This is a genomic window from Aquimarina algiphila, from assembly GCF_947494415.1.
Classification (GTDB): domain Bacteria; phylum Bacteroidota; class Bacteroidia; order Flavobacteriales; family Flavobacteriaceae; genus Aquimarina; species Aquimarina algiphila.
Genome location: NZ_CANLVC010000001.1, coordinates 89,475 through 106,010 on the forward strand (window position 1 = coordinate 89,475; position 16,536 = coordinate 106,010).

Sequence of the window (16,536 nt, forward strand, 5' to 3'; positions counted from 1 at the left end):
TAACCTCGGCCACACAATGACTTGCCTATGAAAAAATTATTACTCTTTACATTTATAATCACTTGTTTTATTCCTTTTTCAAATTATGGACAACAGGATAGCCAGTATACACAATACATGTATAACACTGTTAGCTTCAATCCTGCTTATGCAGGAAGCAGAGGAGTATTAAGTGTTATGGGATTATACCGTAGTCAATGGCTGGGACTTGATGGCGCTCCTAACACCCAAACACTTACAATTAATAGCCCAATAAACGAAAGAAAAAAATTAGGTATAGGATTATCTATAATAAATGACGCTATTGGAGCGGCTAATGAAACTAATTTTAATGCCAGTGCTTCGTATACTATTTCTGTATCTGATATCGGAAAATTAAGTTTTGGATTAAATGCAGGAGGTACCTTATTAAATGTAGATCTATCCACACTAAGGAGATTTAATACTGACGATTCTTTACTCGAAAATGATATCGATAATAAATTCAGCCCTAATGTAGGATTAGGTTTATATTATCGTACAAATCGATTCTACGCAGGAATTAGCGCACCTAACCTACTAGAAACCAAACATTTTAACAAAAAAACATTATCAAGTATTAATACACAAGCAAGCGTTTTTGCAAGAGAACGTATCAATTACTATCTAATAACTGGTCATGTTTTTGAATTAATACCATTCATAAAGTTTAAACCCGCACTGCTAACAAAATATACTGTAGGAAGCCCTATACAACTTGACCTATCTGTTAATGTTATGTTTAATGAAAAGTTTACTGTAGGAACCTCTTATCGATGGAGTAAAGCATTTAGTGCTGTTGCAGGTTTTCAAATTTCAGAACGAGTAATGATTGGGTTTGCATATGATCGCGAAGTTACTGACCTAGGGCAAACACGTTTCAACAATGGAACGTATGAAGCAATACTGCGATTTGAGTTAAAAAATATTCATCATGAATTTTTAACTCCGAGATTCTTTTAACTAATTCAATGAATAGATGAAAAAAATAGTATACACATCTCTTATTATTTTTATTACATCTCTTTCGGGATGGTCTGGTCTAGCGCAACAAAGAATATTAAATATTGCTAACAAAATGTTTGATCAACATAAATACGTTAGCGCTCAGGAAGCATACCTAAAAGTAATAGAACGAAAATATCGAAACGCTGAAACTTTAAAAAACCTGGGAGATAGTTATTATCTTAATGGACAACCAGAAAACGCAGAACAATGGTATAAAGAATTTATAGAATCTTATCCTGATCAAATAGAACCAGAATACCTATTCAGGTATGCACAATGTCTAAAATCCTTAAAAAACTATAGTGCATCTGACATTTATATGGATCGCCTCCTCATGGTAAAAAATGATGATCAACGTGCTAATCTATTTAATAAAAAAAGAGATTATCTTAAACGAATAACATATCAATCCGGAAGGTATGATATAGAAAATGCAACTATCAATTCTAACTTTACTGATTTTGGAGCAGCATTCTATAAGGATTATATTGTATTTAGTTCATCAAGAGATACCTTACTTTTTAATAAGAGAATACATAAATGGACAGAAGAATCATTCCTGGAATTATACCAGGCAAAATACGATTCTGAGACAAATACCTTATCTGATCCACAAAAATTCTCAAAAGAATTAAGTACCAAATTTCATGAATCTACACCAGTATTTACGAATGATGGGAATACTATATACTTCACTCGAAACTATGATAGCGATGATAAAAGAGAGGTCATTGGATTAAAAATATATCGATCTACCAAAGATCCTGAAGGAAATTGGACCCTCCCCGAAGATTTACCTTTTAATGACAATACCTATTCTACCTCCCACCCATCAATAAGTCCAGACGGAAAAACTTTATATTTTTCTTCTGATATGCCCGGAGGGTTTGGTATGTCTGATCTCTATTCTGTTACCATTTATGATGACGGAAGTTTTGGTACACCTATCAATTTAGGTAACGAAATTAATACTGAAGGAAAAGAAACTTTTCCTTTTACAACGTATGACGAATTATATTTTGCTTCTGATGGTCATCCAGGATTAGGAGGTTTAGACATTTTTGTAACAAAAACAACTACTTCAACATTAGAAATAATAAATGTAGGTAGTCCAATAAATACTCCTAAAGACGATTTTGCTTTCATCATTAATACTGAAACAGAAAAAGGATACTTCTCATCCAATAGAGATGAAGGAAAAGGAGGTGATGATATTTATAGTTTTCATCAAATAATACCCTTAAAAAGTTTTTTCCTGACGACTACATTAGGTGCTATTACAGACAATAGTACTTATGAAGCCATTAATGATGCAACAATAACGATTTATGATAAGGAAAATAATATCATTCAAGAAGAAACTTCAGTTGAGAATGGGAATTACTATTTTTCTTCTAATGAAGAATTAAAAAATGCATATTCAATTAAGGTAACCAAAAATGGGTATAAGCCTTATGAACATATCATAGAAAAAGAAGAGTTTGCCGAAGTGTATGAAAAACCAATTACGCTAGAAAAAATATATGATAACTCTTTAGAACTTGAAAGAATAAATGATAACTCTATTGGATATGAAAATGCATTCAATTTTGAATTGATCGCAGACCCCATACATTTTGATAATACTTCTATAAATATTGTACCTAAATCAAAAAATAAATTAGATGAATTAATAGCTCTTATGAAACGCTACCCTAGAGTTCATACCGATATTAAATCATATTTAGATGATGATATTGACAGTATGGAGATCCCACAAAATCGCGCAGATGTGATCAAACAATATTTTATTGACAATAGAATTCCTGAGTATCGATTAAGTGCTAAAGGAGTACCAAAAAACGATGTGAAAAAGGAAGAAAAACTAAGACTGATGATGGTCGTTCCAACTCCAATCCATTTTAATCTCAACTCAGAAGAAATAAGACCAGAAGGAGAAACAGGCTTATTAAAAGTAATAGAGTTAATGAATATCTATCCTACTATGAAAATGGAAATTCATGGACATGCTGATAGTAGATCCAGTTATTGGTACAACAAACTCTTAAGTGTACGAAGAATGAGAGCTACTCTAAAATACATTACAGAAAAGGGACGCATTAATTGGCGTCGTATTCGAGGAAGAGCTTATGGAGAAAGAAGGCTTTTTAATGATTGTGGAGATGGGGTTCCTTGTACAGAAGATCAACATCAAAAAAATAGGCGAAGTGAATTCATTATCGTCAAATAATATATAATGAAACTAACTATATATGAGTCAGAATCAATTAAATATTTAATTGATTTCATTTTAATCTAAAAATATCAAATGTCTTTCAATTTTTTAGATGATATCAACATCTAATTATACTATTCGTTAAATCCCCAATCAAAAAAATATGAAAACAATTTACACAACTCTTTTTTTATTAAAATCCTATATTTTATCAATAGGTTTACTACTATTAACAATTCAAATGAGGGCAAGTCCCGATTGTCCAATACTTAATGGAGATTTTCATGGACTTAGTAGTGGAACAACATCTGATTCAAATGCTACAGGATGGTATCTTGATGCCAGTGATCTTAATAATCCATTGTTTTTTGCAGTAAAGTCCAATCGAATACATGCCGAACACCTAGGTGGAGAAGGGATTTGGTATTCAGAGGTTTTTTCAGCTGAAGGCTACTCTGATTTTCAGGTATCTGTTAAAATTCATTCTGAAGGAGATATGAATAGTAGTGAATATGCAAGGATGTACTATAAAATAGATGGTGGTCCCGAGGTATTATTTGCTCAACGCACTGGTAATTTTGGGACAATCGATTTTATTTCCCCTTTTTTAAATGGCTCCACCGTTCAAATTATTGTCAAATTATACAATTATAATAATGGAGGTTCTCAGACTTCAAAGTATCATATTGAAAAATATGCAGTTTTTAAAGAAGATGGACCTTGTAATTCATCAATTTCAGTATCGGCTACGGCTACTAATGGAGGTATTCTGACTTGTACAAATCCTTCACTTACTTTATCTGCTAATTCTAATGTTAGTAATCCTACATATTCTTGGACCGGTCCTAATAACTTTAGTTCATCATTACAAAATCCGGTAATCTCTATTCCTGGCACTTATACTGTTAAAGTAACAGACTCTTCAGGATCAACTTCAGCTTCTATTTTAATAACAGAGAATAAAGGTATTTCAGAAATAATTTGGCTAGAAGAATTTAACCTAAGTACTGGCACAACATCAGATTCTGGATCCACTGCCTGGACTACTCAAAATACAAGCTCAGGAGGTTTTCATGTAAAGGATAATCGATTTAAAGTTAATAATACAGGAAAAGACAATAAAGGAATATGGACCTCTGAATCAATCGATATTTCTGATAAAACCAATGTAAAAATATCCCTTAATTTATATAGTACAGGTGATATGGAAACCAATGGAGATGGTCTTGATTTTATAGATATATATTATAAGTTAGATGATGGTCAAAAGATTCGATTTAGTAAAAATTCAGGATCTATAAATGGTAATAGTACTTCTGGCAAGGAGGTTTCTATAGGTTCTCTTAATGGAAGTAGTTTACAAATTATAGTCAAATCGAGAACCACTCATTCTAGTGAGTTCTATTATTTTGACAATGTAAAAGTAGTTGGTTTAAGCACTGTTGATGCAACCGCTTTTGTAGACGGAGAACTTTCTTGTATCAATAATTCGGTAATCATAACTGGTGGATCTTCTGATAATCATGTTAATTATACCTGGACAGGACCAAATGGTTTTACGGCAAATACAAAAAATATAAATGTAAGCGAACCTGGAGATTATACACTAGAAGTAACTCCAAATAATGGTTGTGGTAATACAGCTAACGCAATGGTTACTGTAACACAGGATATTACGGTACCTAATGTATCCGCTTCTGTTGATGGTACACTAAGTTGTTCATCTGGGTCTGCAACATTAAGAGGTAATTCTACAACTCCAAATGTTACTTATCTCTGGACTGGTCCTAATAACTTCAGCTCATCATTACAAAACCCTACTGTAAGCCAAACAGGAAATTACTCCTTAACAGTGACAAACCCTAATAATGGATGTACTTCATCTTTATCGGTAAATGTAGCTTCTACTGGTGGTACCGAAACTAATATTTGGTTTGAAAAATTTAACCTAAGTACAGGAACAACATCAGATTCTGGATCAACAGCCTGGACTACTCAAAATACAAGCTCAGGAGGTTTTCATGTAAAAGATAATCGATTTAAAGTTAATAATACAGGGAAAGATAAAAAAGGAATATGGACCTCTGAATCAATCGATATTAAAGGAAAAAATGATGTGAACATCTCTGTTCTCTTATATAGTACAGGGGATATGGAAGACACTGGAGAAAATCTTGACTTTATTGATCTTTATTATAAAATAAATGAAGGGCAAGAGGTTCGTTTTAGTAAAAATTCAGGAGCCATAAATAACAATAGCAGTTCAGGAACTACTGTATCAATAGGCTCACTCAGTGGAAATAGTCTACAAATTATAGTCAAATCAAGAACTACTGCTTCAGATGAATTTTACTATTTTGACAATGTAAAGGTTACAGAAAAAAATCCAGGAACTATTGATGCTACTGCTTCTGTAGAAGGTATACTTACATGCATTAATGATGCTGTAACCATAACCGGTGGATCTTCTGATAATGATGTTAATTATAATTGGACAGGACCTAATAACTTTACAGCAAATACAAAAAATATAAATGTAAGCGAACCTGGAGATTATACACTAGAAGTAACTAATGACAATGGATGTACAGGATCTAAAACGGTAACTGTAACCCAGGATATTATAGTACCTAATGTATCCGCTTCTGTTGATGGTACACTAAGTTGTTCATCTGGGTCTGCAACATTAAGAGGTAATTCTACAACTCCAAATGTTACTTATCTCTGGACTGGACCTAATAACTTCAGCTCATCATTACAAAACCCTACTGTAAGCCAAACAGGAAATTACTCCTTAACAGTAACAAACCCTAATAATGGATGTACTTCATCTTTATCGGTAAATGTAGCTTCTACTGGTGGTACCGAAACTAATATTTGGTTTGAAAAATTTAACCTAAGTACAGGAACAACATCAGATTCTGGATCAACAGCCTGGACTACTAAAAATCCAAGCTCAGGAGGTTTTCATGTAAAAGATAATCGATTTAAAGTTAATAATACAGGGAAAGATAAAAAAGGAATATGGACCTCTGAATCAATCGATATTAAAGGAAAAAATGATGTAAACATCTCTGTTCTCTTATATAGTACAGGGGATATGGAAGACACTGGAGAAGGTCTTGACTTTATTGATCTTTATTATAAAATAAATGAAGAGCAAGAGGTTCGTTTTAGTAAAAATTCAGGAACCATAAATAACAATAGCAGTTCAGGAACTACTGTATCAATAGGTTCTCTAAGTGGAAATAGTCTACAAATTATAGTCAAATCAAGAACTACTGCTTCAGATGAATTTTACTATTTTGACAATGTAAAGGTTACAGAAAAAAATCCAGGAACTATTGATGCTACTGCTTCTGTAGAAGGTATACTTACATGCATTAATGATGTTGTAACCATAACAGGAGGATCTTCTGATAATAGTGTTCATTATAATTGGACAGGACCTAATAACTTTACAGCAAATACAAAAAATATAAATGTAAGCGAACCTGGAGATTATACACTAGAAGTAACCAATAACAATGGATGTACAGGATCTAAAACGGTAACTGTAACACAGGATATTATAGTTCCTAATGTATCCGCTTCTGTTGATGGTACACTAAGTTGTTCGTCTAATGCTGTTATATTAAAAGGTAATTCTACAACTCCAAATGTTACTTATCTCTGGACTGGACCTAATAACTTCAGCTCATCATTACAAAACCCTACTGTAAGCCAAACAGGAAATTACTCCTTAACAGTAACAAACCCTAATAATGGATGTACTTCATCTTTATCGGTAAATGTAGCTTCTACTGGTGGTACCGAAACTAATATTTGGTTTGAAAAATTTAACCTAAGTACAGGAACAACATCAGATTCTGGATCAACAGCCTGGACTACTCAAAATCCAAGCTCTGGAGGCTTTCATGTAAAAGATAATCGATTTAAAGTTAATAATACAGGGAAAGATAAAAAAGGAATATGGACCTCTGAATCAATCGATATTAAAGGAAAAAACGATGTAAACATCTCTGTTCTATTGTATAGTACAGGGGATATGGAAGACACCGGAGAAAATCTTGACTTTATTGATCTTTATTATAAAATAAATGAAGAGCAAGAGGTTCGTTTTAGTAAAAATTCAGGAGCCATAAATAACAATAGCAGTTCAGGAACTACTGTATCAATAGGCTCACTCAGTGGAAATAGTCTACAAATTATAGTCAAATCAAGAACTACTGCTTCAGATGAATTTTACTATTTTGACAATGTAAAGGTTACAGAAAAAAATCCAGGAACTATTGATGCTACTGCTTCTGTAGAAGGTATACTTACATGCATTAATGATGTTGTAACCATAACCGGTGGATCTGCTGATAATGATGTTAATTATAATTGGACAGGACCAAATGGTTTTACGGCAAATACAAAAAATATAAATGTAAGCGAACCTGGAGATTATACACTAGAAGTAACTAATGACAATGGATGTGCAGGATCTACATCGGTTACTGTAACACAGGATATTACCAAACCTGAACTCTCTGCTACTGCTGACGGAATTATTACGTGTAGTAATACTTCGGTAGCATTAACCGCTACATCAACTACTCCTAATGTAACCTTCAACTGGGAAGGGTTTACCGATGGTGAGAATCCGGTCAATGTAACCTCTGAAGGGGATTATGTGGTAACTGCTACTAATACCATCAATGGATGTAGTATTCAACAAACTGTAACTGTAAGTGCTGATCTTGATCAACCTGAACTCTCCGCATCAGCTGATGGAATCATTACGTGTAGTAATACCGCGGTAGCATTAACCGCTACATCAACTACTCCTAATGTAACCTTCAACTGGGAAGGATTTACCGATGGTGAGAATCCAGTCAATGTAACTTCAGAAGGTGATTATGTAGTAACCGCTACCAATACCATCAACGGATGTAGTATTCAACAAACTGTAACTGTAAGTGCAGATCTTGATCAACCTGAGCTCTCTGCTACTGCTGACGGAATCATTACGTGTAGTAATACTTCGGTAGCATTAACCGCCACATCAACTACTCCTAATGTAACCTTCAACTGGGAAGGGTTTACTGATGGTGAGAATCCGGTCAATGTAACCTCTGAGGGTGATTATATAGTAACCGCTACCAATACCATCAATGGATGTAGTGTTCAACAAACTGTAACTGTAAGTGCTAATTTAACCAAGCCTGAGCTTACCGCTACTGCTGACGGAATCATTACGTGTAGTAATACTTCGGTAGCATTAACCGCCACATCAACTACTCCTAATGTAACCTTCAACTGGGAAGGATTTACCGATGGTGAGAATCCAGTCAATGTAACCTCTGAGGGTGATTATATAGTAACCGCTACCAATACCATCAATGGATGTAGTATTCAACAAATTGTAACTGTAAGTGCTGATTTAACTAAGCCTGAGCTTACCGCTACTGCTGACGGAATCATTACCTGTAGTAATACCTCGGTAGCATTAACCGCTACATCAACTACTCCTAATGTAACCTTCAACTGGGAAGGGTTTACTGATGGTGAGAATCCAGTCAATGTAACCTCTGAAGGGGATTATGTAGTAACCGCTACCAATACCATCAATGGATGTAGTGTTCAACAAACTGTAACTGTAAGTGCTAATTTAACCAAGCCTGAGCTTACCGCTACTGCTGACGGAATCATTACGTGTAGTAATACCTCGGTAGCATTAACCGCTACATCTACAACACCTAATGTAACCTTCAACTGGGAAGGGTTTACTGATGGTGAGAATCCGGTAAATGTAACCTCTGAAGGGGATTATGTAGTAACCGCTACCAATACCATCAATGGATGTAGTATTCAACAAACTGTAACTGTAAGTGCTGATCTTGATCAACCTGAACTCTCCGCATCAACTGACGGAATCATTACCTGTAGTAATACATCAGTAGCATTAACGGCTACATCAACTACTCCTAATGTAACCTTCAACTGGGAAGGATTTACCGATGGTGAGAATCCGGTCAATGTAACCTCTGAAGGGGATTATGTAGTAACCGCTACCAATACCATTAACGGATGTAGTATTCAACAAATTGTAACTGTGAGTGCAGATTTAACCAAGCCTGAGCTTACCGCTACGGCTGACGGAATCATTACCTGTAGTAATACATCAGTAGCATTAACCGCCACATCAACTACTCCTAATGTAACCTTCAACTGGGAAGGGTTTACCGATGGTGAGAATCCGGTCAATGTAACCTCTGAGGGTGATTATATAGTAACCGCTACCAATACCATCAATGGATGTAGTATTCAACAAACTGTAACTGTAAGTGCTGATCTTGATCAACCTGAACTCTCCGCATCAACTGACGGAATCATTACCTGTAGTAATACCTCGGTAGCATTAACCGCTACATCAACTACTCCTAATGTAACCTTCAACTGGGAAGGATTTACTGATGGTGAGAATCCGGTCAATGTAACTTCAGAAGGGGACTATATAGTAACCGCTACTAACACAATTACAGGATGTACTAAACAAGAAACCATAATAGTAAGTGCAGACTTAACTAAACCTGAGCTTACCGTTACAGCAGATGGAATGATCACTTGCAGTAATACTTCAGTAACCCTAACGGCTACATCCACAAACCCCAATGTGATCTTTAGCTGGACTGGGTTTACTGCTGGTGAGAATCCGGTAAATGTAACTTCAGAAGGTGAATATATGGTAACCGCTACTAACACAATTACAGGATGTACTAGACAAGAAACCATAATAGTAAGTGCAGACTTAACTAAGCCTGAGCTTACCGCTACGGCTGATGGAATCATTACGTGTACTAATACCTCGGTAGCGTTAACGGCAACATCTACAACACCTAATGTCACTTTTAACTGGGAAGGATTTACTGCTGGTGAGAATCCGGTCAATGTAACCTCTGAAGGTGAATATAGAGTAACGGCTACTAACACAATTACTGGATGTACTAAACAAGAAACCATAATTGTAACTGCACTTTGTGATGAGAAAAATGATGGATTACAAAGTGTATCAAATATCGAAACAAGAACTTTCACTAAATTCATAGCAAAAGCATACCCTAATCCATCTAGAGATAAGGCTACAATTGCTTTTAGTAGTGCAAAAGAAGGAAATGCTAAGATCGAGATTTATACGATTACCGGTATTTTAGTGAACACTTTATTTGATGAAAAAATTGAGGCCGATAGACAATACTACACTACCTTTAATCAAGATGGAGATTTACCATCCGGGGTCTACTTCTATGTAGTGCGTGTAGGTAATAATTTTACAACAGATCGTATTATTCTAGCTAAATAAAGTGCACTGATACTTTTATAAAAGTAAAACAATACAACCTGGATAGTGATTCAAATCATCTATTCAGGTTGTATTCATTTTTAAACAAGATAAAGGTATATTAATAAAAGATTATTTTACCTTTTAGAACAATAGATCAGTAGCTAAATACACTTTCAACTCTCCTCCTACTATTTTCTTTTTTGTAATTAAGTTTTTGAAATACAATAAACATGAAGTAAGAAAGAAAACGTTAGCCTTTGCCGTTTTGTATCAGTAAAAAACTTCTACAAAATAACGTAAAGTAAAAACCCCCTGATCAAAATAACCCAAAATGACCAGGAGGTAAAATATCAATCTTATATAGAAATATTTATAAGGTTTTTATCACAATCGTCTAAAATAAAAACAAAAATCTTTCTTATACATGTAAAACAATAAATAGTCTTTTAATTTTAAAAACATGGTAATACGTGACTGACATTATTTCTAATATTTTATATCTTACTTTTAATAAAATTCACAATAGTTATTGTGCTTTATTTAGAAATAAACCATAATCATATTCAATCCTCTACGATGATGATTCTGTAAACTAATAGTTTACATTTTTCTTCTTTTTTACTTTACTCCAATTTGATTACAATGTATTAAGTTTAGTAAGCTATCTACTTTATTCACTAATTCCAACAATTTATATTGTGTAATCATATTAGATTCAAGAATAATTTTGTTTTCAATTTTAAGTCTATTTATTTCATTCTTTCCTACAGAATTGAAGATTTCATCTTCTTCTGGTATTACATTAAGAAGAATCGATATAACAAATATTATAGTACCTACAGGTAATACCCACTCCATTTTTTTCATAAAAACACTTTCAAAATAATAGATTTATACAATAGTTTATCCACGTTTAAAGTAGTAAACATCCATACAGATTACTAGAACAATATTACGGTAAAACCATAATATTTCTTAAAAAAAAGAGCATACAAAAAGAAACACTAATGTATCAATAGGTTACTTTTTAAAAGAGAGGAGCATACAAATCACTAAAAAACTATCAATTACAAAAATGTTGAACTTAGTATTTCAAGGAACAGTTTTGACAAAGTAACATTAATACATTGAATATCAAACCTATAAACTGTATGAAGTTTTAGAAGAAAACAGTATAATAAAATAATAATATTAAAAGAATCCAGTCAAAAAAACAAAACTATAAGAGCATCGAAAAAATTAAACAACTAAAAATCAAAATATTGAAAATCAATACATTATGAATTTATTAGCTTAATAGAGCCCAGTGTCCCCCTTTTGTACCCGTACTTTTTTTTTAAACAACAAGGCTACATATTAAATTTGAGTTAAACCCAATTAAGAATTATACTATAGGTTCCAAATTGTAGGTAGTTTTGTTTTTAAAATTTTAAGTAACGTAAAAAAGAAATAAAAAAATCTGTTTAAACAGAAAATTCAAAAAATACAAATCATCAAAATTTACCCCTAACTTTTTAACAAACCCAAACATGACCATTCACAACACTTCATTTTTAAAATTACTTTTTTATCTAAAACGTATTACAAAATCAGAGAGAAGAATTTTACTAAAAGCTAAAATTCCTCTTACTTTTTATTTAAAACATTAAATCTTATTCTTTAAATTCTATCTTAATCATAACAGAATTTATCTTCATTGAATAATGAAATAAATGTGTCTAAATTGTATAAATTAAAACTCAAAGCATTAGTTACAGAATCATAGATTCTAAGCAATTGTGCTGGAATTACCATTTACATTGCTTATCTTAAAATGTTATGTTATTGAAAATTAGAACCTTTTTTAATGATTTATATAAATATGAATTAAAATAAATACCAAAAAAAACCCTTAATAACCCAACCCCATATGATACTACTTCTACACTATTCTTTTTATAGATTAAACTTTATATCTGTATCATTACCTAGTTTACGGAAGATACATTTGACGATCTACACAATTTTATTTATGTGTTTTTTACAAAGTATACATGCGCAAAATCAGAAATTAACCAATTTAGAAAATGAACCTACTGAATATTACAAAAACAATACTACAAGCGTCGATATTCTAAGCAGTATTGGTCATCAATATTGGGTTCAAGGAAATTATAAAGAAGCACTTCGATATCTTCTAATTTCGAAGAAAAAACACAAAAAAAACAATAATTATAAAGGTGTCGCTAGTACTACACTGCACATTGGATTAATATATGCAGATTTAAAAGAGTACAATGAAGCTCTTAGAGAATATAACAAAGCAATTCATCTATTTACAGATTTAAAACTCACAAATGATGTCGCTACTACTTTTACCAAAATAGCAACTATTTTGATTGAGCAAAACAAACATATTGAAGCGTTAGAATATCTAAATAATGCATTAGAAATACATACCAATAGTAATTTTACTTATGGTATTGCAGAGATCCATAATCGTTTGACTTTACTTCATTTAAATAAAAATAATCTTGACCAAGCATCATATCATATTCATGAATCGATAAGATTAAGTAAAGAAATTGGAGATACCTATGGTTTGACAAGTAGTATGATTTTATTAGGTAAAACTTTAAGGCTTAAAGGTAATCTGGATGAAGCTGAGCATACTCTAAAAATGGGATTACAAAGTTCAAAAGAAAACAATCTAAAAAAGCAAGAGTTAGCTTCATATCAAGAATTAAAGAAATTAAAAACCATAATGCATCAACCCGAACAAGCTTTATTGTTTTATAATAACTATGTTAAACTTAAAGATACTTTGTTCAATTATAAAAAATCAAAAGAAATAGCTTTTTTAGAATTCAAAAATAAATTAGAACAAACCAATACTAAAATTTCTATTCTTGAACAGGAACATGGAAAGAAAAAAATCATCAACTACACTCTCTTTACCAGTATTTTACTCATCTCCATTAGTGCATATATTATCTTATCTGTGTATAGAAAACGTTCAGAAAAAGAAATTGAATTTGCAATTAAAGAACAAGATATTTTAAAATCTCAAAATTCTTTAGCTCAAAAATTTATTCAAAATGAAAAACTGAAGCAAAAGGAGTTAGAAGAACAACTAGAATTCAAAAATAAGCAACTTACCTCTTATACTTTTAATTTTCAGCAAAAGAATGAGATCATCAATAAAATACAGAATATCGTTAAGCATTTAGATCAAGTGTCATCTTTAGAAGAGAAAAAACTTATTCAAGAATTAAAGAAGCTGGCAGAAGAAAACCTGAGCATTGATAAAAATTGGGAGAATTTTAGAAATTATTTTGAAGAAGCTAAAATAGGGTTCCATGCCAAATTAAAATTAAAACATGAAAATTTAAAGGCTAACGATCTTAAAATATGTTCTTTGATTAGACTCAACCTTAATATTAAAGAAACGGCAAGTATTCTTGGTATTTCGCCAGGAAGTTTAAAAACTGCCAGATATCGTCTTCGTAAAAAGCTGGAACTGAATCCTAAACAAGAAATCATTGATTATTTAATTAGTCTTGAAAAAGAAATGATTCCTGACGATAAATTGTATAAATAGAAGTTTTGTATTATGTGTTCTTTTGTGAATACCTTATGCCTTATAATTAAATATCTCTAGAGGTTCATGACTAGGTTTTGAAGGGATTCTTCTGGTTTTATATTTAATTTTTTACGAAGACGATATCTGGCCTTCTTTACTCCTTCTTGAGTAATGTTAAGGATTCCTCCAATTTCTTTGTAAGACAAATTCATTTTTAGTAATGCAATTAGTCTTAATTCTCCTGGAGTGATTTTAGGGTATTTCTTCTTAACAGTTGTATAAAAATCTTGATGGATATGTTCAAAATAATTTCTAAAATTCTCCCAGCTTTCATCATCTCTTAATTCTTGTTGAATAATTACTGTTAATTGACGATAGTCAAATGTTATATTTTCTTTTTCAGCCAATACAAATTTTTCTATCGTTTGTTTTAGTTTTTCTAATACGGTATTCTTTTTGGCTAAGTGTAAAGCATGTGTAATTAACTCTCTTTTCTTAAATGACAATTCATCATCTAGCTTTTCTTTTTCCAATCTAGAATGTTTTGCCAGCAATTTAGAACGTTCTATTTTTTGTTTGGTTTCATAAAATCCAAACCCCAAAATAATAAGAATTAATACTAAAACAATAATCAATAAGGAATACTTTAGCTTATTAATTTTTACTCTTTGTTTCAGTAATTGAATTTCGTTTTCCTGTTGATCAATTTGCAGTTCTTTTTGTTCTGTTTCATACATCATTTGTAATTGACGTGCTTGTTTTTCGTTCTCTATTTTAAGCATTGAATCTTTTAACTCCAGAGCTTTTTTATAATATCCAGAAGCTTCCATACCTCTTCCCTCCTGCTCTTCGATAGATGCCAAAATAGTATACGTATTCTTTTCGCCTTTTAAATTTTTGATCTTTTTAGAAATTTCCAATGCTTTGGTTGCATAAAACTTTGCCTGACCAAGTTTATGGATAGCTAAATAAGTCTTGCTTAACCTATGACAAGTAATCATTTTACTAGTGTAATCACCATTATACACATGGTTTTCTAACGATTTCTTTAAATAATCAATCGCTTTATTGTAATCCTTAAGATGATAATAGATCTCACCGATAGAACTTTGTGTAGAGGCTATATTCTTTTTATTTCCTGATAGCTTTTTATATTCCAGGGCTTCCATGCTATACTTCAGCGCTTTATCATAATTATTAAGTCCAACATAACATCTCACTATATTTTGTAAAGCAACTGCAACCTGTATATTATTACCTGATTTTCTTATAACTATTAAAGCTTCATTAAGATAATCCAATGCTTTTTGGTATTCTTTCTGATCTATTAAAGAACGACTTAAATAATTATATTCACGACTGATGCCATTTATATTATGTTTCTTTTCGTATATACTCATTGCCTGCAAGTGAAATTCCATTGCTTTATGATGATTCCCAATATAATAATAGCAACTTCCTATATTTTCTATTGCCTTTGCAAAAGAAATAGAATCATTAATTGAATGAAATAACTCTCCGGATTTTTGAAAACTTTCTATTGCTCTAAGATAATTAGCCTGATATTTATGAATTACCCCTATTTGGTGTAAGGCTGATCCTTGCCCCCAATAGTATTTTTCTCTTTTATTAATCGCTAAAGCCTTATTAAAATATACTAATGCAGAGTCATATTGTTTCTGGTAATAATAAACAATTCCTAAACAATTTTGAGCACCAGCGATACCTCGTTGATTTTTACTGGATTTAGCAATTTTTAGTGCTTTATTGATATAGGTTTTTGCCAATTTTGAATCTGATGTAGCATATTGAATTCCTAAATCATTATAACCAATTACTAATGTAGAATCAGGTGTATCATGATCATTTACTAAAAAACGTAAACTATCTACAATTTTAAGGTTTTGGGCTGACAATTCTTGAGATAAAAAAACTCCATAGCATAAGACAAATACTAAATAGAAAATTCTCATTTAGGGATAATATTAAGAAATCAAAAATAAAATTTTAAACAAATACTTTTTATAGAAACAATACTGGAGAAAAATATAATTAGCATTTTTCTACACACAATCTATTGACCTCATAATATTGTTTCTTACAAAACAGACAAAGGTATAATCGTAACTAGTGATTTAGGAATATATAGGGTAGACAAAAGGTTACAAATACAAATCAATAGGTGTACAATTCTTTTATAACCAGAACATAAACCTCACAAAATCAATTAACTGTCATTTAACTGTATAAAAGAGAGAATTTGCTAAGGAAAAAAATAAAAAACGCCCAAAATTGGGCATTTTTTATTTTTTTATATCAGATAATATTCAATCGGCAAACATAACTTTATTTAGATATCAAGAAAACAGATTTCAAATTAAATTAGTTTCTTTATACATTACC

6 protein-coding genes are annotated in these 16,536 nt (G+C 31.8%); 4 read left to right on the forward strand and 2 right to left on the reverse strand.

Annotated elements, in window-relative coordinates:
* The first annotated feature begins 27 nt into the window (after nt 1-27).
* From PQF96_RS00355 to PQF96_RS00365, 3 genes are all read left to right on the forward strand, one after another.
* Nucleotides 28-981 (forward strand): PorP/SprF family type IX secretion system membrane protein, encoded by a 954-nt coding sequence (locus PQF96_RS00355; RefSeq protein ID WP_271764702.1) that lies wholly within the window; start codon nt 28-30, stop codon nt 979-981.
* A gap of 16 nt (nt 982-997) precedes the next feature.
* Nucleotides 998-3,256 carry an OmpA family protein gene (locus tag PQF96_RS00360; RefSeq protein ID WP_271764703.1) on the forward strand — a complete coding sequence of 753 codons (2,259 nt, stop codon included), beginning with the start codon at nt 998-1,000 and terminating at the stop codon, nt 3,254-3,256.
* Between the two features lie 148 nt (nt 3,257-3,404).
* Nucleotides 3,405-10,589, forward strand: a complete 7,185-nt coding sequence (locus PQF96_RS00365) for a T9SS type A sorting domain-containing protein (protein WP_271764704.1) — start codon at nt 3,405-3,407, stop codon at nt 10,587-10,589.
* A gap of 600 nt (nt 10,590-11,189) precedes the next feature.
* Here the strand turns inward: PQF96_RS00365 and PQF96_RS00370 are convergent.
* On the reverse strand, nt 11,190-11,438 hold the full coding sequence (locus PQF96_RS00370) for a hypothetical protein (RefSeq protein ID WP_271764705.1): 249 nt from the start codon (nt 11,436-11,438) through the stop codon (nt 11,190-11,192).
* 1,144 nt (nt 11,439-12,582) lie between these two features.
* Here PQF96_RS00370 and PQF96_RS00375 point away from each other — a divergent pair.
* Nucleotides 12,583-14,151: a tetratricopeptide repeat protein gene (locus tag PQF96_RS00375; RefSeq protein WP_271764706.1), complete on the forward strand. Its 1,569-nt coding sequence runs from the start codon at nt 12,583-12,585 to the stop codon at nt 14,149-14,151.
* A gap of 56 nt (nt 14,152-14,207) precedes the next feature.
* Here PQF96_RS00375 and PQF96_RS00380 read toward each other — a convergent pair whose 3' ends face one another.
* A complete protein-coding gene (locus PQF96_RS00380) occupies nt 14,208-16,106 on the reverse strand; it encodes a tetratricopeptide repeat protein (RefSeq protein ID WP_271764707.1) in 1,899 nt (632 codons plus the stop codon).
* Nucleotides 16,107-16,536: the final 430 nt, after the last annotated feature.

Excerpts from the sequence above, each read along its gene's own strand:
- PQF96_RS00375 (WP_271764706.1), top strand. The coding sequence starts at position 12,583 with ATGTGTTTTTTACAAAGTATACATGCGCAAAATCAGAAATTAACCAAT.
- PQF96_RS00355 (WP_271764702.1), top strand. The coding sequence starts at position 28 with ATGAAAAAATTATTACTCTTTACATTTATAATCACTTGTTTTATTCCT.
- PQF96_RS00365 (WP_271764704.1), top strand. The coding sequence starts at position 3,405 with ATGAAAACAATTTACACAACTCTTTTTTTATTAAAATCCTATATTTTA.
- PQF96_RS00360 (WP_271764703.1), top strand. The coding sequence starts at position 998 with ATGAAAAAAATAGTATACACATCTCTTATTATTTTTATTACATCTCTT.
- PQF96_RS00380 (WP_271764707.1), bottom strand. The coding sequence starts at position 16,106 with ATGAGAATTTTCTATTTAGTATTTGTCTTATGCTATGGAGTTTTTTTA.
- PQF96_RS00370 (WP_271764705.1), bottom strand. The coding sequence starts at position 11,438 with ATGAAAAAAATGGAGTGGGTATTACCTGTAGGTACTATAATATTTGTT.